This window comes from Actinoallomurus bryophytorum, from assembly GCF_006716425.1.
GTDB lineage: Bacteria > Actinomycetota > Actinomycetes > Streptosporangiales > Streptosporangiaceae > Actinoallomurus > Actinoallomurus bryophytorum.
In genome coordinates this window covers 986,606-1,005,436 of record NZ_VFOZ01000002.1, presented here as the reverse complement: position 1 = coordinate 1,005,436, position 18,831 = coordinate 986,606, and the positions used below count along the sequence as shown (strand labels likewise).

The 18,831-nt window shown below is 69.7% G+C and carries 18 protein-coding genes; 14 read left to right on the top strand and 4 right to left on the bottom strand.

Features of this window, described 5'->3' with window-relative positions; genetic code table 11:
* Positions 1 to 10 precede the first annotated feature (10 nt).
* The 10 genes from FB559_RS40655 (at position 11) to FB559_RS40610 (ending at position 10,411) form a co-directional block, all read left to right on the top strand.
* Positions 11 to 1,252, top strand: a complete 1,242-nt coding sequence (locus FB559_RS40655) for an ABC transporter substrate-binding protein (RefSeq protein WP_141962904.1) — start codon at positions 11 to 13, stop codon at positions 1,250 to 1,252.
* Between the two features lie 2 nt (positions 1,253 to 1,254).
* Positions 1,255 to 2,139, top strand: coding sequence for a branched-chain amino acid ABC transporter permease (locus FB559_RS40650; RefSeq protein ID WP_185792712.1), 885 nt, complete (start codon positions 1,255 to 1,257; stop codon positions 2,137 to 2,139).
* Positions 2,136 to 3,104: a branched-chain amino acid ABC transporter permease gene (locus tag FB559_RS40645; RefSeq protein WP_141962902.1), complete on the top strand. Its 969-nt coding sequence runs from the start codon at positions 2,136 to 2,138 to the stop codon at positions 3,102 to 3,104. Before FB559_RS40650 ends, FB559_RS40645 begins: the two co-directional genes overlap by 4 nt.
* Positions 3,101 to 3,820, top strand: a complete 720-nt coding sequence (locus FB559_RS40640) for an ABC transporter ATP-binding protein (RefSeq protein ID WP_141963307.1) — start codon at positions 3,101 to 3,103, stop codon at positions 3,818 to 3,820. The genes FB559_RS40645 and FB559_RS40640 overlap by 4 nt, the downstream gene beginning before the upstream one ends.
* Positions 3,813 to 4,475 (top strand): ABC transporter ATP-binding protein, encoded by a 663-nt coding sequence (locus FB559_RS40635; RefSeq protein ID WP_185792711.1) that lies wholly within the window; start codon positions 3,813 to 3,815, stop codon positions 4,473 to 4,475. The genes FB559_RS40640 and FB559_RS40635 overlap by 8 nt, the downstream gene beginning before the upstream one ends.
* Positions 4,472 to 5,653, top strand: coding sequence for a metal-dependent hydrolase family protein (locus FB559_RS40630; RefSeq protein ID WP_185792710.1), 1,182 nt, complete (start codon positions 4,472 to 4,474; stop codon positions 5,651 to 5,653). Before FB559_RS40635 ends, FB559_RS40630 begins: the two co-directional genes overlap by 4 nt.
* Positions 5,650 to 6,381 (top strand): hypothetical protein, encoded by a 732-nt coding sequence (locus FB559_RS40625; protein WP_141962899.1) that lies wholly within the window; start codon positions 5,650 to 5,652, stop codon positions 6,379 to 6,381. The genes FB559_RS40630 and FB559_RS40625 overlap by 4 nt, the downstream gene beginning before the upstream one ends.
* 170 nt (positions 6,382 to 6,551) lie before the next feature.
* Positions 6,552 to 7,022 (top strand): hypothetical protein, encoded by a 471-nt coding sequence (locus FB559_RS40620; protein WP_141962898.1) that lies wholly within the window; start codon positions 6,552 to 6,554, stop codon positions 7,020 to 7,022.
* A gap of 210 nt (positions 7,023 to 7,232) precedes the next feature.
* On the top strand, positions 7,233 to 8,027 hold the full coding sequence (locus FB559_RS40615; protein ID WP_141962897.1) for a maleylpyruvate isomerase family mycothiol-dependent enzyme: 795 nt from the start codon (positions 7,233 to 7,235) through the stop codon (positions 8,025 to 8,027).
* A 119-nt stretch (positions 8,028 to 8,146) separates the two neighbouring features.
* A complete protein-coding gene (locus FB559_RS40610; RefSeq protein WP_221640685.1) occupies positions 8,147 to 10,411 on the top strand; it encodes a DEAD/DEAH box helicase in 2,265 nt (754 codons plus the stop codon).
* Positions 10,412 to 10,469: 58 nt separating this feature from the next.
* On the opposite strand, the gene FB559_RS40605 is transcribed toward FB559_RS40610, so the two are convergent.
* The gene (locus FB559_RS40605) at positions 10,470 to 11,153 is read right to left on the bottom strand and encodes a LysR family substrate-binding domain-containing protein (protein WP_246122857.1); all 684 of its coding nucleotides are present in this window, start codon (positions 11,151 to 11,153) and stop codon (positions 10,470 to 10,472) included.
* 55 nt (positions 11,154 to 11,208) lie between these two features.
* On the opposite strand from FB559_RS40605, the gene FB559_RS40600 reads away from it, so the two are divergent.
* The gene (locus tag FB559_RS40600; RefSeq protein ID WP_141962895.1) at positions 11,209 to 11,598 is read left to right on the top strand and encodes a DUF5997 family protein; all 390 of its coding nucleotides are present in this window, start codon (positions 11,209 to 11,211) and stop codon (positions 11,596 to 11,598) included.
* A gap of 88 nt (positions 11,599 to 11,686) precedes the next feature.
* Here the strand turns inward: FB559_RS40600 and FB559_RS40595 are convergent, their stop codons facing one another.
* Together FB559_RS40595 and FB559_RS40590 are read right to left on the bottom strand one after the other, a co-directional pair.
* The gene (locus tag FB559_RS40595; RefSeq protein ID WP_141962894.1) at positions 11,687 to 12,700 is read right to left on the bottom strand and encodes an LLM class flavin-dependent oxidoreductase; all 1,014 of its coding nucleotides are present in this window, start codon (positions 12,698 to 12,700) and stop codon (positions 11,687 to 11,689) included.
* The gene (locus FB559_RS40590; protein ID WP_141962893.1) at positions 12,697 to 13,071 is read right to left on the bottom strand and encodes a VOC family protein; all 375 of its coding nucleotides are present in this window, start codon (positions 13,069 to 13,071) and stop codon (positions 12,697 to 12,699) included. The genes FB559_RS40595 and FB559_RS40590 overlap by 4 nt, the downstream gene beginning before the upstream one ends.
* Before the next feature lie 102 nt (positions 13,072 to 13,173).
* Between FB559_RS40590 and FB559_RS40585 the strand changes: the two genes are divergently transcribed.
* On the top strand, positions 13,174 to 13,770 hold the full coding sequence (locus FB559_RS40585; RefSeq protein WP_141962892.1) for a TetR/AcrR family transcriptional regulator: 597 nt from the start codon (positions 13,174 to 13,176) through the stop codon (positions 13,768 to 13,770).
* Between the two features lie 76 nt (positions 13,771 to 13,846).
* Here the strand turns inward: FB559_RS40585 and FB559_RS40580 are convergent, their stop codons facing one another.
* The gene (locus FB559_RS40580) at positions 13,847 to 14,578 is read right to left on the bottom strand and encodes a TetR/AcrR family transcriptional regulator (RefSeq protein WP_141962891.1); all 732 of its coding nucleotides are present in this window, start codon (positions 14,576 to 14,578) and stop codon (positions 13,847 to 13,849) included.
* Between the two features lie 98 nt (positions 14,579 to 14,676).
* On the opposite strand from FB559_RS40580, the gene FB559_RS40575 reads away from it, so the two are divergent.
* Together FB559_RS40575 and FB559_RS40565 are read left to right on the top strand one after the other, a co-directional pair.
* Positions 14,677 to 15,801, top strand: a complete 1,125-nt coding sequence (locus FB559_RS40575) for an FAD-dependent oxidoreductase (RefSeq protein WP_141962890.1) — start codon at positions 14,677 to 14,679, stop codon at positions 15,799 to 15,801.
* Between the two features lie 114 nt (positions 15,802 to 15,915).
* Complete coding sequence (locus FB559_RS40565; protein WP_185792709.1) at positions 15,916 to 18,693, top strand: ATP-binding protein; 2,778 nt, start codon at positions 15,916 to 15,918, stop codon at positions 18,691 to 18,693.
* The last annotated feature ends 138 nt before the right edge of the window (positions 18,694 to 18,831 follow it).

Sequence of the window (18,831 nt, the reverse complement as noted above, 5' to 3'; positions counted from 1 at the left end):
TGAGGACACCATGGCCCTGACAGGCCGGATATTCATGCGCACGACCGCCTCGGCGTTCGTGCTGTCCCTCTCGCTGGCGGCCTGCGGTAGCGGGGTCGCGATCCAGAAAAAGCCCAGTCATACGACCGGCGGGGATATCACCCTGGGAGCGCCCTATCCGCTCACCGGAGTCTGGGCGGAGAACGGACAGAACTCCCTGCGCGGCCTGAAACTGGCCGTGGACGAGATCAACGCGGCGGGCGGCATCCATGCCCTGGGCGGAGCGAAGCTGCGCGTCGTCTCCGCGGACACGGGTTCGACCGATCCCAGCCAGGCACAGACCGCGACCACCAAACTGATCACCACCGACCATGCCGCGGCGATCGTCGGATGCTTCCTGAGCAGCATGTCGCTGACCGCCTCGACCGTCGCCGAACGCCAGCATGTGCCGTTCGTCACCCAGTCACTCATCGATCAGCTGGTGCAACGCGGATACAAGTACACCTTCAGGCTGCCCGCCGGTACGAGCGCGACCGGTCCCGCCGCGGTCAAGGATTACCTCGCCCTGGCCAAGGGGCGGACGCCGAAGAATGTGGCGGTCTTCTCCTCCAACGACGCGGCGTCGAAGGCCCAGTCGGAGACGCTGCGCACGTATGCCGCGCAGCAGGGCCTGAAGGTCACGGACTATCAGCTGTACACCCCAGGCCTCACGGACGCGGGGCCCATCGTGACCGCGCTCGCCGCGAGCCACGCCGATGCGATCTTCGGAGCCGGGTCGGCGGCCGATCTCACACTGATCATCAAGGGGCTTCGTGCCCGGGGCGTCAAAACTCCTGTGGTGGGCAGCGGCGGGACCGGTTTCCTCGGCGCGGACCTGGGCTCCTCGCTCGGCCCCGACGTGAACGGGATCCTTGCCATCTCCGGCTGGAACGACGACCTCAAGCTGCCCGGCGTCCAGCAGGTGGCACAGCGGTATCACGGCGCGTACGGCGCTCCGTTCATGCCGAACGAGGCGGGCGAGACATGGGTCGCGGTCCACCTCGTCGCGGCCGCGATGGAGAAGGCCGCGAGCACCGATCCGGCCAAGGTCGCCACAGCGCTACGGCAGGCGCCGTTCACCTCGGGTGAGCCGTCCTCGATGCCGCCGGGCAAGGTCGGCTTCGACGCGACCGGGGCGAACGCGGCGGTCACGCCGATCATGATCCAGTGGCAGGACGGGCGCCCGCGAACGGTCTGGCCGGCGAGTCTGGCCACCACCCCCGTGCGGAGGTGACCGTGTCGACCTTCCTGCAGACGTTGATCACCGGCCTGCTGCTTGGCGGGGTCTACAGCCTGGTGAGCGCCGGCCTCGCGCTCAGCTTCGGCGTGACCAACATCGTGAACTTCGCCCACGGCGACTTCGTCACCATCGGCATGTACCTCGCCGTCGTCCTCGGCCAGGTCGGCATCGCCCCGCTGGCGGCAGCACCCCTGGTCGCCGGCGTCGTCGCCCTGCTCGGCCTGGCCATCTACGCCGTCGCGATCCGGCGCGTGGTGGACCGTCCGCGAAGCCGGGGGGACGATCGGCACGTCGCCCAGCTCGCGGTGACGTTCGCGCTCGGCATCATGATCGAGAACGGACTGATGCTCGGCTTCGGGCCGGACCAGCGCGTCGTCGGCTCATCGCTCGACCGCGTCCTGAGGATCGGCTCGATCTCTGTCAACCTCGCGCAGCTCGTCGCGTTCGCGCTGGCCGTCGTGGTGCTGGCGGGTTTGCTGATCATGCTCAGACGTACGCTGCTCGGCAAGGTCATCGCCGCCGTCGTCGACGACCAGGAGGTCGCGGCGCTGGTCGGCGTACGGACCCGCCGGTTGCTCCCGGCGACCTTCGCGGCCGGTCTGGCGCTGACGGCCCTGGCCGGCAGCGTCATCACCGCCTACTACCCGGTCTCGCCGACGGCCGGCGTGAACTTCATGACGATCGCGTTCGTCGCCATTGTTCTCGGCGGGATGCGCAACGTCCTCGGTGCCGTGGTCGGCGGCCCGGTGATCGCGATCGCCCAGCAGTTCACCGCCACGTACGTCTCACCCGAGGTGCAGAACGTCGGTGTCTTCGCGGTGTTCATCGCCGTTCTGCTCGTCCGCCCGCAGGGCCTGTTCGGCGCGGCGAGGCCGGCATGAAAGCACGCTGCCTCCAGATCACCGGTTTCCTCGTGGTGGTGGCCTCCCTGCCGTACTGGCTCATCTCCACCCAGTCGTTCCTGTCGATCGCCGTGCTGACCCTGTTGTTCGCCGGCGCCGCGACCGCGTACAACCTCGTCGGAGGCCTCAGCGGTCAGCTCTCGTTCGGGCACTCGATCTTCCTCGGCCTCGGCGCGTACGCCACCGCCCTGACCCGCCAGGACCTGGGCTGGAACCCGTGGTACGGGGCGGCACTCGGGGTCGCCTTGGCGGTGGCGGCTGCACTGCTCATGGCGCTGCCCTCGGTACGCCTGGCCGGCGTGTACTTCGTCCTGGTCACCTACGTCGCCACGCTCACGCTCGAGCAGGTGGCGGTCTGGGCCGGGAGCCTGACCGGCGGGGCGGCAGGAGTGTCGATCCCGCTGACCGGGAGTTCCTGGCGGCTGCTGTCGTTCGGTCCCGTCGGCGGTTACTACCTCGCGGCCGGGCTGCTCGCCGTAATTCTCGTCGTCGCCGTCCTCGTCGACTCCAGCTCGCTGGGGCTGTTCGCACGGGCCGTCAGAGACGACCGCGCGGCGGCGTCCGCGGCGGGCGTTCGGGTCGTCCGGGCGAAGATAACGGTTCTGGTGATCAGTGCGGCCCTGACCAGCCTGGTCGGAGTCGCCTACGTCCAGTACACCTCGTTCATTGACCCGTCGAGCGCCTTCGGCTCGATGGTGGCGATCTCGATCGCGATGCCCGCGGTCTTCGGGGGACTGCGCGCCTTCTGGGGACCGGTGCTCGGTGCCGCGATCCTCATCCCTGTTCAGCAGACGCTCAACCCCGCATTCTCCGGACTTCCCGCAGGAGTCGGCCTACTTCTCTTCGGGCTGCTCATCGTGGCCGTCCAGACCACCGAACCGCGCGGCGCGAGCCACCTCGTCGCGGCGACGGCAACCGCATTGAACAGGAGGAGGGTCGCATGAGCCTGCTCAGGCTGCAGGAGGTGACGGTCCGGTACGGCGGACTGCTCGCCCTGGACAAGGTGAGCCTCCACGTCGACGAGCAGGAGATCCTCGGCCTGATCGGTCCGAACGGTGCGGGCAAGAGCACCGCCTTCAACGTCATCGCCGGGACCGTAAGGACCACGACCGGCACGGTCCGCTTCGGCGAGCGCCGCATCGACGGACGTTCACCGGCAGTGCTCGCCCGCGAGGGCATCGCGCGCACCTTTCAACACGTCGGACTCTTCGAGTCGATGACCGTACTGGAGAACGTCGCCGTCGCCGCGGCCGTCCGGCATCGATCGCGGCGGCAGGCCCGCCGCCGCGCATTTGAGGCGCTCGCCGAGGTGGGGATGGCCGACGACGCGCAACGGATCGCGGGTTCGCTGCCGCTCGGCCACCAAAAGCTCGTCGCGATCGCCCGGAGCATCGTCGGCGACCCCCGGCTCCTGCTCCTCGACGAGATGATGTCCGGCCTGTCCGACGAGGAGATCGACCGCACGGTCACCGTGCTGAACCGCCTGCGGCGCGGGGGGCTCAGCCTCGTCGTCATCGAGCACATCATGGAGGTCATCGACCGCCTCACCGACCGTGTCGTGGTCTTCTCGAGCGGCCGCGTCCTCGCCGAGGGAACCAGCGCCGAAATCCAGCAGGACCCCGCCGTACGGGCGACCTATCTCGGAGAACACGTTGCTTGAGGTCGAGGGCCTGTACGCCCACCATGGCCATGGCCCGGTCCTCGCCGGGCTGTCGTTGCGCGTCGACGACGGTGAGTTCGTGGCGGTCACCGGAAACAACGGCGCCGGCAAGACGACGCTCCTGCGTACGATCAGCGGGCTGCACAAGCCGGAGCGGGGACGGGTCACGGTCCTCGGTAGATCACCCGCTCACCTCGCCCCGGAGCATCTCGCGCGCGCGGGCGTCGGGCATGTTCCCGAGGGACGCCGGGTGTTCGGTTCGCTCAGCGTCACGGACAACCTCGCGGTCGGTGCCGTCGGACTCGCCCGCGACGAGCGCCTCGAAGTAAGAGCACGGGTCTATGAGATGTTCCCGCGCCTGGCCGAGCGGGCAACGCAACGCGCCGGCACGCTCAGCGGCGGCGAACAGCAGATGCTGGCCATCGCCCGCGCGCTGATGGGGCGGCCCCGCCTGCTGATGCTCGACGAACCATCGCTCGGTCTGGCCCCCGCCGTCACCGCCCAGACACTCGCCCACCTGCGACGCATCCGAACCGAGTGGGGATGCACTCTGCTGCTGGTCGAGCAGGACCAGCGACTCGTCCAGGGTGTCGCCGACCGTACCCTGCGGCTCACCGGCGGATTGCTGCACCCCGACGTCGAGGTGGTCCGGTGACGGCCTTCCTCGTCGGGCGCCTGATCAGCAGCGCGACCGCGGACCCCGTCGACGACGCTGTCATCCACGTTCAGGACGGCGTGATCACTGAGATCAACGGCACCGCGGGCACGGCCCCTGTGCACGATCTGCGATCGCTGACCGTCATGCCCGGCCTCATCGACGCACACGTCCACCTCACCTGGAGCGGCGACCCCGTACCGAACGAACTCCAACGCCGCGAGCCTGACGAGATGACGCTGCTGCGCGGGGTCGCGAACACCCGCGCCCACCTGAGCGCGGGCGTCACGGCCGTGCGGGACCTCGGCTCACGCCGCGGCATGGCCGTGCACCTCGCCACCGCCGAACGCCTCGGCCTGATCTCCGGCCCGCGCATCTTCGCCAGCGGCAACGTCATCGCGATGACCGGCGGTCACGCCAACTACCTCGGCGTGCAGGCGGACGGGCCGTGGGAGGTGACACGTGCCGTACGGGCCGAACTCGCGGAAGGCGCCGACGTGATCAAGGTGATGGCCTCCGAAGGCCTGTTCGGTCACGGCGAGGACCCCTACATCGCCGAGTTCGAGACCGAGGAACTGCGCGCGGCCGCCCGCGCCGCCCACCGGGCAGGGAAGACCATCGCCGCGCACGCCTACGGCCCGGTGAGCATCGACAGCGCGATCGAGGCGAAGGTCGACTCCATCGAACACGGCGCCTACCTCTCCGACGAGCAGGCCCGGCGGATGCGAGCGTCCGGCATCACCCTGGTGCCGACGCTGTCGGCCTACCACTCGTACACCAGTAGGGGGGCACGGCTCGGCTTCACCGATCAGATGCTCGCGACCGCTCATGACGTCACGCAACACGCTCGCGAGGCCGTCCGTGCGGCCCTCAGGACGGGCGTCGCCATAGCGGCCGGTACCGACGCGGGAGTACCCGGTCTGCCGCACGGGGCCATCGCCGACGAACTCGCCCTGCTCGTCACCGCCGGCCTCACACCCCGCGACGCACTCCACTCCGCGACCCTCGCCGCCGCGACAGTGCTCGGCGAGCACCTCAACCGCGGAACCATCGAGCCGGGCAAGGCCGCCGACTTCACCGCGACCGCCGCCAACCCACTCGACGACATTACGGCCCTGCGCCAGGTGAGCGCCACGGTCAGGAACGGCAGGCTTGTGACATGGGAGGGGGATCGATGACAGGTCGTTCGCCGCAGACGGGCGCGTTCCGCGATGTCATCAAGGTCGACCACGGCCCGGTTGATCTGCTCCAGCGCTTCTTCGCCTGGGCCGATTCCGAAACCCGGCGTCGAGGGGTCGTCGTCTCCTTCGCTCGGCTTGAGGAGCTTCTCAACGTCAATTCGGCCAACGCCGCGACCTGGCGATCGCTTGTGCCGATCTTCCGTCCTGAGCTGGGTGGGATCACCACGGAGACGGGCTTCGCCCTCCTCGGCCGAAATGCCGCCGGCGACGTGGTCGCCGCGCAGGCGGCGCGGTTCTACGACTGGCGTACCACCAACCTACGGACGCAAGCCGCCTCGTTGAAGATGTTCTACGCCGATCCGGAGTCCGCGCGCGGCAGAGGCGACATGTGCGAGATCACGGCGCCGATCGCTGACAGGATCTCGGGCCGCGTGGCATTCTCCGGCGGAGGCTGGTACCGCCCCGACTATCGGGGAAAGGGACTTGGGCGGATCATCCCTCGTATCTCTCGCGCCTGGGCGTTTGCGCGCTGGCGCACCGATTTCACGATCAGCATGATGGAGGGGGCCGTGCTCGACGGCGGGTTCGCCGAACGCGTCGGATACACGAACGTGGAACCCGACGCCATCCGTTTCAGAGCCTCGCCCACAGGCGCCGCCCGCTGCGCGCTGGTCTGGATGGAAAGCAAACAGATGCTGGCCGACCTGGAGGCCATATCGTCCTAGGCATCTGGTGAGTGGATGCTTGGAGTGTTGTTGGCTTGTGCCCGTGGAAGGGATCGTTGTCGTCACCTCCACGCCGCGATGTGAACGGCCCACCTGAGGGCCGCGATTCCGGTCTTTCAGCAACTCTTGAAACGTCGGCGGCCGCCCGGACGCATCCGTACATTCCCCGCATGGCCGCATCCTCCGAAACGCCCGCGCAGTCGCCGACCGGCCCCGGCGATAGGGAGCCACCGCGGTCGCGTCCGAAGGTCCGCAGGCGGAGGCGGCGCGTCATCGCGGGCACGGCCGTGATCGTCACCGCCGGGTTGGTCGCCGCCGGCATCGCGGTCCGGCGTACCGGGCCCCAGGATCCCGGCGAGAAGATAGCCCAGCCGCACCGTGCCGCCCTCACGTTGCCGCAGCCCGCGGCCGGGCAGCCCCGCTGGGCGGTCCCGGACCACCACTGGACCGTGCAGGACGGCACACTGTTCGCGCTGGGGGACGGCGTCGCGATCATCGATCGCACCACCGGGAAGACCGTCTTCCAGCGCCCCGCCGCCCATCACGACAGGAACGACACCGCCCGGCAGGGCCGCGCCGTACCGGCCGGCGGCCACATCGTGGTCTTCGACGACAAGGGCGGCATCACCGGCTACCACTGAGCCGGTCGGCGTTCACCGAGACCCCGCACCGGGCTGCGGCACCGAGTTCTGCCGGCGTTTCACGACGTCGAGCGTGGCCGACTCGTCGAGCGACCGGACGGATCAGGAGATGATCAGCAAGCCGATACGCCGGTCCACGGATCACCGATGAGTTCGACCGGCACGCCGAGTCACACACAGCACAACGAACCTACGGAAAAGGGCAATCCAATGACCGACCTGAACGTGGAACTCGCCCGGCGCGCGATCGTCGAACACACCCGGCGTCTTGCGGAATCAGCGACCGCGGCCGGACCTGACGCCGCCGTGCCGACGGCCCCGAAGTGGACCGTCGCCGACCTGGTCGAGCACGTGGGCCAGACCCAGCACTGGGTCGCGGAGATCATCGAGCGGCGCATCACCGACCCCACCCAGCTGCCCTCGGAGATGGCCGTGCTCCCTGCCGATCCCCGCGAGTGGCAGGCTTGGCTGTCGGAGTCCGCGCGGCGGGTCGTGAACGCGTGCTCCGATGACGCGCTCGACGCGCCGGTGTTCAACCCGGCGGGGGACGAGCGGCCCGGGACGCGATTCTGGATGTCCAGCCTCCTCAACGAGGCGGTCGTGCACGGCTTCGACGCGGCCGACGCGGCGGGCCGGACCGCCGACGTCGACGCCGACGTCGCGGCCGCGCTCATCGGCAACCACCTCGCGATGCTCACCTCCCCCACGTGGGAGATGCAGCGGTCCGAGTCCGCTCACGCCATCAGGGGTACCGGGCAGACGCTGCAATGGCTGGCCACCGACGGCACGGGCGCCTGGTTCATCGAACGGCGGCCTGACGGGGCGGCGTGGCAGCCCGGAACCCGGCAGGCCGATGTGACGGTGACCGGCCCGGCACGATCGCTGCTGCTGACCTTGACCCGGCGACTTCCTCTCACCGACCGCGGAGCCACCGACATCAGCGTCGACGGCGACATCGACCTCGTCCGGCACTGGCTCGACAACACCGCCCATGCCAGCGGCTGAGCCGTTGGCAGGGATGTTGTCGTCGACGGAAACCTAGCGAGATTCTCGATGTGTCGGCGATATCCTCTATCTTCGCAATTGCCCGATCGCCAGTTCCAATGCGGAGAGCCTCGACCACTTTGGCACACACAGCGGACCTGACGAGCGACACGGAGCCTGCGAAGGCCGAGAAGAAGCCCCTCGAAGCCGAGCCCCTCAGCGCGGGAAGGGCGGCCCGCGCCGTCGTCTCCGACGGCCGCGCGGTCCACGATGCCATCGAGGGGGTCCTGGCCGCGCCTGAGGAATCCCGCGAGATCGCGCGACGGGCGTACGAAGTGGTGCGCGATCAGGTCGTCGCCGGCGAGTTGGACACCGTGCCAGTGGACCGTCTCCGGGAGCTTGTCCGGGGCCGCCCGGTCACGTTCACCCCCCTCAATGACGCCGGCCTCGAAACGGTCGGCGCGGTCCTCACCGCCGGCGCGGAGGCGCTCAGGCGGATCCCCGGAGTACGCCGGAGGACGGCCAAGCGGATCATGGCCGCCGCATCGCAGATGCGGGAGTCCGTCGAGCAGACCACCCGCGTACGCATCGAGCCGGACGCCCGCACCCCCGAGCAGGCCGCGCTCATCGCCGCCTTGCGCCGCTACGAACGCACCAGGTCGGTGATGAAGGGCCCGGACCCGAGGCCGCTGGCAAGTGAGCTCGGGCATCACCTCGACCCGGCGGCACGCGGCGCGAGCCGCCGGAGGATGCTCCTCACATTCTCCGAACGGAAGAAGCAGGAAGCTCGTGACGCACTCGCCCAGCTCGACGCCACCCTGAGTTCCAAAAAGGTCACCGCGGCACGCAAACGCCTGTCCAGAGCCGAGTCTCAGCTGGAAAGGGCCCGAAAGGCACCGAGGGTCGCCCGGCTGTGGAGCGACTACCTCGCCCGGCCGGTCGCCTACAACGCCCTGCTGATCGAGGTGGCCGGACTCGATCCGACCAAGGAGGCAGGCCAGGGCTTCCTCCCCGCCGATATCGCTGAGCAAGTTCGTGTGTTCCCCCTCGACCGGTCCCTCCTCAAGACGTCGCTGCGGGGCTACCAGGCGTTCGGCGCGAGGTTCGCACTGGTTCAGGAGCGAGTGATCCTCGGCGACGAGATGGGCCTTGGCAAGACGATGCAGTCGCTGGCCGCGATGTGCCACCTGGCGGCCAAGGGCGCGACGCACTTCCTGGTCGTCTGCCCGGCGAGCGTGGTCGTCAACTGGGCTCGCGAGGTTGAGCGGCACACGCTGCTGGAGGCCCGCCGCATGCACGGGCCGGGCCAGAAACGGGAGGCGGCCCAGCAGGAGTGGATGGCCGGGGGCGGCGTGGCGATCACGACGTTCGAGGCGCTGCGCACCATGCCGGAGGACCTGGACGTCTCGGTGGCGATGATGGTCGTCGACGAGGCGCACTACGTGAAGAACCCGGACGCTCTTCGTACGCAGGCGGTCAGCGAATGGGCGGCGCTGAGCAGGCGGGTGCTGTTCCTGACGGGGACGCCGATGGAGAACAAGGTGAGGGAGTTCCGGGTGCTGGTCGGGCACCTGCGCCCGGAGGTCGCCGAGGACCTGGACCTCGCGGACGAGGCGCTGGACGGCACCAGGTTCCGGGAGGCGGTGGCACCGGTCTACCTGCGACGCAACCAGGAAGACGTGCTCAGCGAGCTCCCGCCGCGGTTGGAGACCCAGGAATGGGTGGCACTCGAGGGACCGACGCTGCGGGCGTACCGGGAAGCGGTCCTCGCGGGGAACTTCATGGCGATGCGCCGGGCGGCGTTCGACCCGGGGACGGTGAAAGGGTCGCCGAAGCTCCGGCGGCTGGTGGAGATCGTCAGCGAGGCCGCGGCCGGCGGGCGCAAGGTCGTGGTGTTCTCCTACTTCCGCGACGTGCTGGAGACGGTGACACAGGTACTGGGCTCCGGGAGTGATCGCGTCCCGGGCGTGCACGTCGTCGGCCCGCTGACCGGGGACGTCCCGCCGATGGGCCGCCAGGAGATGGTGGACGGGTTCACCGCCGCCAAGGGACCTGCGGTCCTGGTCTCCCAGATCCAGGCGGGCGGCGTGGGCCTGAACATCCAGGCCGCGTCGGTGGTCATCATCGCCGAGCCGCAGCTGACGCCGTCGATCGAGGAGCAGGCGATCGCCCGCGCGCACCGGATGGGCCAGGTGCGCCGCGTGGACGTACACCGGCTGCTGTGCGGGGACAGCGTCGACCAGCGAGTCCTCGAGTTGCTGGCCGACAAGCGCGAGGCGTTCGACGAGTACGCGCGCCGCAGCGACATGGCGAAAGCGACCCCGGACGCGGTGGACACGGGCTCCGAGACCGAACTACGGCGCCGAATCGTGGCCGCGGAGCAGAAGCGCCTCAAGGCCGCGTGACCCGCGTCGCCGCGGTGAGTTCGTCCGGACGCCGTTGACCACCACAGCACCGGCCTACTCACGTCGGGCGGCGCGTCCGGCGGCGAGGTTGGGGGGTGGAGCGCTTCTGCGGGGGCTTCTTACGGGTGGGCGGCTGCTGGGGGGTACGGCCACGGGAGCTGTTGGGGGTGCGGCCGCGGACGATGCCGATCAGTTCCTCCATGAGGTCGGTCGTCTCGGCCTCGAGCCAGGCCAGGCCGATCTGGGACTGAGGGGCGTCGGTCACGGCGCGGTAGGTGAGGTCTTTGCGGTGGTGGAGACGGGCCAGAGACTGAGGGAGCAGTAGTACGCCGGCCCCCGACGCCACCAGCTCGATCGCGTCCGCCGTGCTCTCGGGACGGGTGAAGGCGGGCTGCCCGGGCCGGTCGGCCCAGTCCACGACCTCGTCGAGCGGCTCGAACACCTGCTCGTCGGCGAGGTCGGCAAGCTCCACCTCCTCGAACGCGGCCGCCGCGTGATCCTTCGGCACCACCATCACGGTCGTCTCCAGGTACAGCGGGATCACGTGGAGAGCTTCGCGGTCGACGGGCAGGCGCACGAACGCCGCGTCCACGCCGCCGTCCCGCAGCAGGAGAACAGCCTCGGCGGCGGGCGTCTGGATCAGCCGAAGCGGCACGTCCCTTACCCGCTCGGCCCATACCCGGGCCCATTTCCCGGGCGTCACTCCCGGCGCGTAGGCCAGCCGGAACTCACTCGTGGTCACCTTCTCAGCCTAACCACGTCCGGACGACTCCCTCCTGCTGGCTACTCTTGGGATCATGAGCACGTCCAAGGCGAAGGCGAAGGCCCCGCAGACCATGAAGCCCGCGACCGCGGCCAAGAAGCTGGGGATCCTGTTGTCGGCAGCGCCCGCCGAGTTCCAGGAGGGCGTCGTCTCCCGTGACGAGCTGAACGCACTCCAGGCCGACCCGCCCTCTTGGCTCACCGACCTGCGCCGCGAGGGCCCCCATCCCCGCCAGGTCGTCGCCGCGAAGCTCCGCGTCTCCATCTCGGGCCTGGCCCGCGCCGACATCACCGGCCCTCTGACCACCGCCGAGATCGAGACCTTGAAGGCCGAAAGGCCCGGCTGGCTGGAACGCGAGCAGACCATCCAGACCCGGGTCCGCCAAGATGAGCTCCGCCTCAAGCAGGAGCGTGCCAAGGCCTGACCCACCGGAACGAGGCCGGTCTCTGGAGAAGGACACGGTGGCGGAAAGCCTGCTCGTCCGTACATCGGTCTTGCCGTACAGCGCCGGGTTACGAGTTGGCCGCCGCGGCGAACGCCGTGAGCTCACCAGGAATGTCCGGGCCTGCCGGGACGTACACGATCTCGGTCACTCCATCGGCGCCGGCCTCCTCGAACCGGGCGGCGGTGGACGCGGCGTCACCCGTCCAGCCCGGTTCCAGAATTCCCGGTCCGGCGGCGGCCACGACGCCGCGGTCGCGTTCGGTCAGCTGGGAAAGATGACCCTGGTGGACGACCAGGTGGCGGTGGCCCTCGGGGCGTTCGGCTTCGATCGAGGCGCGCCAGGCCCTGCCGCCGGGCAGGGCATCGACCGCGTTGCTCGCGTTCTGCCACACGGCGTGAACGATACTGGCGTAACCGGGGCCGGCGGCCTCGATGACACGAGAGCTGGTGTGGTCCTCGCCTGGGCGTAGGACGGTGCCGAACCTCAGCAACGCGCGCTCCGTCCACGGGTCGGCGGATCCATGGTCGCTCTGCGGCGGGATGCTGGTCATCACGACGCCCGGCACGTTGAGTTCTCGGGCCGCTCCGATTCCTTTCGGGCCCGAGGCCGCCACCCACAGAGGCACGTTGATCGGACGCGGGGGCCCAGAGCCGGCCGACTGCATCATCTGACATGGCTCGCCGTCGATATCGACGACTTCGCCGTCCAGCAGCGCTCGTACCTGCCGGACGTGGCAGGTGAGGGCAGCCCAGCTGATGGGCTTCATCCCCAGCGTGTGCCGGGCCGTGAAGCCGGTCCCGAAGGCGACGACGAGGCGGCCGGGCGCGAGTTCATGAACGGAGCCGATGGCCGATGCGGTGGCCATCGGGTGACGCAGACCGGGTACGGCCACACCCGTGGCGAGCCCGATCCGGTCGGTCCCGGCGGCGATGCGCGCAAGCGCCACCCACATGTCACCGTGAAGGGCCGGCGAGTCGAACAGCCAGACGCGGCGGTAACCGAGTCGCTCGGCGAGCTTGGCCTTCTCGACGACGTCGGCCGTCCCCGGTAGTGCACAGGAGTAACCGGGGCGGGACGTCATGAGGTGCTGCTGGGGGCCGCGGGCTCCCACAGGGCGATCGTGGCGCCTGCCGGGTCCTGGATGACGATCACCGAGCCGACGGGGAGGTCCACCCTCGGCCGGACGATGCTCGCACCGAGCCGTATCGCACGCTTCGTCGTGTCCTCCAGCCCGGTCACCGTCGCGTACGGGATCCACTGTGGCCGCCGGTCATCGTCCCCCGCGAGCTCGGTGAAGCCTCCCCACGGGCCGTCGGTGTCAACGAACATCGGGACCGCCGCGGGCCCGGCCGGGACGTCGGCGACCGTCCAGTCGAACAGCTCGGTGTAGAAGCGCCGCGACGCCCCGACATCGGCGGTCCGTAGATCCATGAAGACGAATGGTGGGGTCACGATCACCCTCTCCTCTCGTGGCGGCGCGCCTGGCTTAGGACACGCGTCCTGAAGGTTAGGACAACCGTCCTGATCGCGCAATGAGCGAGTACGCTCCCCCTCATGGGGTCATCCACGGAGAACCGGGCGAGGCGGTGGTCGCCGAACCAGCGAGCCAAGCAGGAACAGATCATCGAAGCCGCCACGGAGGTCCTCGCCCGTGACGGTCTGGCCGCCTGTACCGCGCGAACCGTGGCAGATGCCAGCCCCCTGACGAAGAGTGCGATCCACTACTACTTCGATGACATGGACGAGATCATCGACGGCGCGATGGCACGTCATATGAGCGGGTGTCTCGATCGCATCGGCCAGGCGGCGAACCAGCACGAGCAGCCCATCGACCGCTTCTGGGCCGCCGTTCGGACGTATCTAGAGATCTTCGCGGAGCGGCCGAAGGCAGCGTTCCTGTGGTTCAGCTACTGGGTGGACGTGGGGCAGAAGGCTCGTCTCGAGCCGATCGATCGAATGCACCAAATGATGATCGGAGTCCTTCGGGACCTGCTGGCCGACATCCCGGTCGACGACCCACCCGCACGAGCCCACGCGTTGTTCTCCTACCTGCTCGGCACCCTCATGCAGCAGGCCGTACGTCCATCGCCGTTCTCGGAGTTGATGCCGGAGATAGCCACCGTCTGCCGCCTGGACTCCGTTCTCTCCTAGAGCCACGCCGCCCTATCGCTCCGGCCCGGGCAGGAGAAGCCGCGACTTTCCCGAGCCGGCTCACCGCTCACCGTGATCAGGCGGGTGGTGCCTGCGGGGCGAGGTTGTCGATGAGTAGCGCGAGGGCGAAGTCGAAGCGCTGGTGTCCGGTGCCGGAGGTGAGTTCGGCCGCGTACCGCCTGGTGTTGGGGAAGGCGGCCGGGGGCAGGGCGTTGAAGCGGTCGACCAGTTGGTCCTGGGTCAGGACCCAGGTCGCGTCCGGGTCTTTCCGCCGCTGCTGGACCATGGAGGTCTCCAGCGCGTAGCCGGCGACGTAGAGCGACAGGGCGTCGACGGCCCAGGCCGCGGTCTGCGGCTGGATGCCCCCGGCGAGCAGGATGGCGAGCATCCCCTCGTTCACCCGCAGGGTTTCCAGGTTGGTCGGGACCATCGCGAGCGCGGCCCGGGAGATGCCCGGGTACCTCAGGTACTGGTCGCGGATCTGGGCACACACGTCTCGGATCTGCTCACGCCACCGCGCCGGATCGGGCTTGGGCAGTACCAGCTTCGAGCACAACCGCCCGATCAACAGGTCGTCGATGTCGGCCTTGTTGACGATGTGCGCGTACAGCGACGACGGACCGGTGCCGAGCACGGCGGCGACCCGGCGGATGGTCAGCGCGTCATACCCCTCGGTGGCGACGACTTCGAGGGCGGCGTCGGTGATCCGTTCGACGGTGATCGGCTTCTTGCGTGGTGCCGACGCGGCGGCCTCCGCTGCGGGTTCGGCGTGGCGAGCTGCGCGGCGTTGGCGGGGATCGGCGGACATGCCCGCCACTATAACTTGACACGATCTAAGTTCGTTGAGGTAGAACTTAGATCGTCAAGGAACGAACTAAGTTCGTATCGATGTCCCGGGGGTGTGTGATGCGAGTTTCCGTTGTCGGAGCCGGTCTGGGAGGTCTGGCTCTCGCGCAGGGTCTGCGTGGTGCCGGAATCGAGGCCGAGGTGTTCGAGCGCGACCCGGGGATCGGCGCACGGTTCCAGGGCTACCGGCTCGTGCTGAACCAGATCGGTTTCCAGGCGGTGCGCGACTGCCTGCCGACGCGCTGGCACCCGCTGCTGGACGAGATCGTCATGGACGCCTCCGCCGAGCATCTGATCCTGGACCCGCGGCTGAACGAGATCGGCAGGCTCGGCGCGGGCCGGACCGGCATCGTGGTCGACCGGCAGGTGCTGCGACACCTGTTGCTGACCGGCCTCACCGTGCACACCGATGCCGCGCTGACCGGCTACGACGTGCTGGCCGACGGCAATGTCCAAGCCCGGTTCGCCCGCCGCGACCCGGCCACCGCCGACCTGCTCGTCGGCGCGGACGGCATCACCTCCGCGGTCCGCGGGGTGTTGTCGCCGCAGACCACCCCGACCGACACCGGCGTCCGGTTCGTCATCGGCCGCACCCCGCTGACCGATGAGTTCGCCGGCCTGTCCAAGGCCTACGGCTCGAAGATCACGGACGGCGGCGTCAGCCTGCTGCTCGGCGCGATGCGCTTCCGTACCCCGCCGAAGCAGGCCGCCGAGCAACTGGCCCCCGAAGTCACACTGCCCGACATCGGCGACTACGTGCGCTGGGCCATGATCCTGCCGCCGAACGGCTCGCTGGAGGACCTGACCGCGCAGGACGCCGTGCTGTCCAGGATGGAAGGCTGGCACCCGGAGCTGCGCGCGCTGATCGAGCAGGCCGACCCGGACAACAGCACGCTGCTGTCCATCCGGGTGGTCAAGCCCGGTGAGCGCTGGGCGTCCGGCCCGGTCACGCTGCTCGGCGACGCGATCCACGCCACCTCCCCGACCGGCGGCAACGGCGCGAACACCGCGCTGCGCGATGCCGACCTACTGCGCCGCCGCCTGATCGAGGCCGGCGAACGCCGTCGGGATCTGCTCGCCGCGGTCGACGACTACGAACGGCAGATGTTCGAGTACGGCGCCGAGGCCGTGCGCAGCAGTCTTGACAAGCTGCCCGCCTTCGCCCCCGAAGCGAAACTGTCCTGAGGCCGAAATCCACCTCGTGACCGCTGATACCCGTCGCGGTCGCCGCTGAGCTGCTCGACTCGGGAGCCCCGCCGGCCGGTACCCGGTCCGCGTTTTACCCGTCATGCTGGAGCGGTGACAGGCGGGAAATCACTGCTCGGCCGTGACGAGGAGCTTGGCGGTCTCTGCGATCGGCTGGACGGCATTGATGTGCGGGGCCGCGCGATCGGTCTGGTGGGAGAGGCCGGCGTGGGCAAGAGCGCTCTCCAGGCCGCTGTCGTCGGTGAGGCTCGGGCGCGGGGGTTCACGGTGCTGACCGCGCGGGGGAGTGAGTCGGAGACGCACCTGCCCTTCGCGAGCCTTCATCAGGTGCTAAGGCCGATCTTGTCCCGCAGCGTCCATCTGCCGGCGCGCCAGAAGGATGCGTTGTTGTCGGGATTCGGCATGAGCGACGTGGCCGCGCCGGACCCGTTTCTCATCGCGCTCGCCGTGCTGGAGCTCGTGGTGGACACAGCCCGGCAGGCGCCCGTTCTGCTGTCGCTGGACGACCTGCAGTGGATGGACGAGCCGTCGGTCGATGTCGCGGCGTTCGTTGCCCGGCGCATCGAGGGCGAGCGGGTCATGCTGCTGGCCTCGGTGCGAGCCGGATCGAAGATGATCAGGGATGACCCCTCGATGGAATGGGTGCCCGTCACCGGCATCGACGAGCCCTCGGCATCGGTGCTGGTCGACGAGTCCGCGCCGGAGCTGACGCCGGTGCTGCGCGAACGTGTGCTGCGGGAGGCGGGGGGTAACCCGCTGGCGTTGCTCGAGTTCCCGGTGGCCATGGGGTCCGGCCGGTTCGGCTGGACCGAGCTGTCCGAGGATCTGCCGATGACCACCCGGCTGGAGCGCGCGTTCGTGTCCCGGGCCGAGCACCTGCCTGCCGTGACACGGATGCTGCTGATGGTGGCCGCGCTGGACGACGGCGCGGACCTGGCTGAGATGCTGGCCGCGGCGAGCATCGTCGCGGGTGCCGAAGTCGGCCTGGAAGCCGGCCAGCCGGCACTCGACGAGGGCCTGTTGATCTCTGACGGCGTATCCGCCCACTTCCGGCATCCCCTCGTTCGTTCGGCGCTGCGGCAGGCGGCACCGCTCGCGCTACGGCAGTCGGGCCACGCCGCTCTGGCCCAGGTCCTGGCGGGCCCGCATCCGGATCGGGCCGCGTGGCATCGGGCGTCGTCGATCACGACGGCCGACGAACAGGTCGCCGCCGACCTTGAGCGGGCCGCCCGCAACGCGGTACGGCGCGGCGCCCTGGTGTCGGCCGTGGCGTGGCTACGGCGAGCGGCGGCGCTCAGCCCGGATTCGTCGATGCGAGGGGCGCGCCTGCTCAGCGCGGCTGAGATCGCGTTCGAGCTGGGCCGCCTCAGCCAGGTCGAGCAGATCAAAGGCCAGGTCGCCGGGATGGTGCTTCGGCCTCGGGATCAGTCACGGCTGGCGTGGCTCGAGGGCGTCTTCGATGACGGCTCCTCAAGTGAGCCCGCGGAGGTGCGGAGACTGATCAGCCTGGCCGGGCAGGCCCTGCACACCGATGATTCCGACCTTGCCGTACAGCTTCTGGTCGGCGCCGCACGGCGGGTGTGGTGGAGCGATCCTGGAGCGGACGTCCGCCACGAGATCGTCCTCGCGGCACAGCAGGCGTCGCTGCCGGACGACGACCCCCGCCTGCTGGCCATCTGCGCGCTTGCCGAATCCCACGAGCGCGGGCCGTTCGTCATCGGCCACCTCGCCCCGTGGCCTGCCGATGCGGACGGCCGTCCGCAAGCGGCCGGCCTGCTCGGTATCGCCGCGTTCTGCACGGGCGACTTCGCCCGCGCGGTCGGATTCCTGTCCACCCCGGTTGAGACGCTGCGCTCGCAGGGCCGGTTGAGCTTGCTCGCCGAGGCCCTCGCCATACGAGCCTGGGCCGCGTTCTACCTCGGCGCTTTCGATCTCGCACGCTCGGCCGACGAGGCGATGCGACTGGCCGATGAGACCGGCCAGACCCTCTGGGCCGCGACGGCCCGGATCGCGATCGCCGCCCTCGGCGCGGTCCACGGCAGCCGCGACTCGGACGCGGCATTGCTCGCTGACGCCGAGCGGGTCGCGTTCCGTACGCCGGTTGCCACGTCCTCCCTGCTCGCCGGTGTTCAGCTCGCCCGTGGCCTGACCGAGCTGAGCGCGGCCCGCTACGAGCAGGCGTACGAGCATCTGCGGCGCGTGTTCGATCCGGGGGACCCGGCTTTTCAGCGCGTCCAGCAGGTGTGGGCGCTGGGCTACCTGGCCGACGCCGCCGTACACACCGGTCGCCAGGACGACGGGCGTGCCCTGCTGGCCACGATCGAGCGCATCACCGGCGACGATCCCTCGCCTGCGGCCAGGATCGCCTTGGAGTACTCCCGCGCGGTACTGGCCGACGACACGGCTGCCGAGGCGCTGTTCCGCAGTGCCCTCGACGGCGGCGGTCGCCGGCTGCCGTGGCATCGGGCCCGCGCGGAACTGGCCTATGGCTCGTGGTTGCGACGGCATCGCCGCGTCGTCGAATCCCGCGTCCCGCTGCGAGCCGCCCGCGCCACCTTCGACGCGCTGGGTGCCCGCGCCTGGGCCGAACAGGCCGACCAGGAGCTTCGCGCGACCGGGGAAGGGGGATGGCAGCCGACTGCCGACCCGAGTGAGCTGCTGTCGCCGCAAGAAGCCCAGATCGCCCAGCTCGCCGCACAAGGCCTGTCAAACCGAGAAATCGCGCAGCGCCTGTACCTGTCCCACCGTACGATCAGCTCCCACCTCTACCGCATCTTCCCCAAGCTCGGCATCACCTCGCGTGCGCAACTGGGCGCCGCGCTGAACGGCCGCGCCGGTCCGCGGACGCCGGGATCAGATTCAGTCATGTGACGCTAGCCGGCCGGATGTCGTCACGCCCTGCCCCGCCACGCGACCCAACCGGCGACAGAAGCCGCGCGAGCCGAATCTCCCTAGGGTCGGTCCCGCAGTTCGGCTCCAACGAGCCGGGCGCAGCGACGAAAGGACCGA

What these genes read in the sequence shown, in the direction of transcription:
- FB559_RS40655 (WP_141962904.1), top strand. Translation starts at nt 11, where the DNA reads ATGGCCCTGACAGGCCGGATATTCATGCGCACGACCGCCTCGGCGTTC.
- FB559_RS40645 (WP_141962902.1), top strand. Translation starts at nt 2,136, where the DNA reads ATGAAAGCACGCTGCCTCCAGATCACCGGTTTCCTCGTGGTGGTGGCC.
- FB559_RS40640 (WP_141963307.1), top strand. Translation starts at nt 3,101, where the DNA reads ATGAGCCTGCTCAGGCTGCAGGAGGTGACGGTCCGGTACGGCGGACTG.
- FB559_RS40625 (WP_141962899.1), top strand. Translation starts at nt 5,650, where the DNA reads ATGACAGGTCGTTCGCCGCAGACGGGCGCGTTCCGCGATGTCATCAAG.
- FB559_RS40620 (WP_141962898.1), top strand. Translation starts at nt 6,552, where the DNA reads ATGGCCGCATCCTCCGAAACGCCCGCGCAGTCGCCGACCGGCCCCGGC.
- FB559_RS40615 (WP_141962897.1), top strand. Translation starts at nt 7,233, where the DNA reads ATGACCGACCTGAACGTGGAACTCGCCCGGCGCGCGATCGTCGAACAC.
- FB559_RS40600 (WP_141962895.1), top strand. Translation starts at nt 11,209, where the DNA reads ATGAGCACGTCCAAGGCGAAGGCGAAGGCCCCGCAGACCATGAAGCCC.
- FB559_RS40595 (WP_141962894.1), bottom strand. Translation starts at nt 12,700, where the DNA reads ATGACGTCCCGCCCCGGTTACTCCTGTGCACTACCGGGGACGGCCGAC.
- FB559_RS40585 (WP_141962892.1), top strand. Translation starts at nt 13,174, where the DNA reads ATGGGGTCATCCACGGAGAACCGGGCGAGGCGGTGGTCGCCGAACCAG.
- FB559_RS40580 (WP_141962891.1), bottom strand. Translation starts at nt 14,578, where the DNA reads ATGTCCGCCGATCCCCGCCAACGCCGCGCAGCTCGCCACGCCGAACCC.
- FB559_RS40575 (WP_141962890.1), top strand. Translation starts at nt 14,677, where the DNA reads ATGCGAGTTTCCGTTGTCGGAGCCGGTCTGGGAGGTCTGGCTCTCGCG.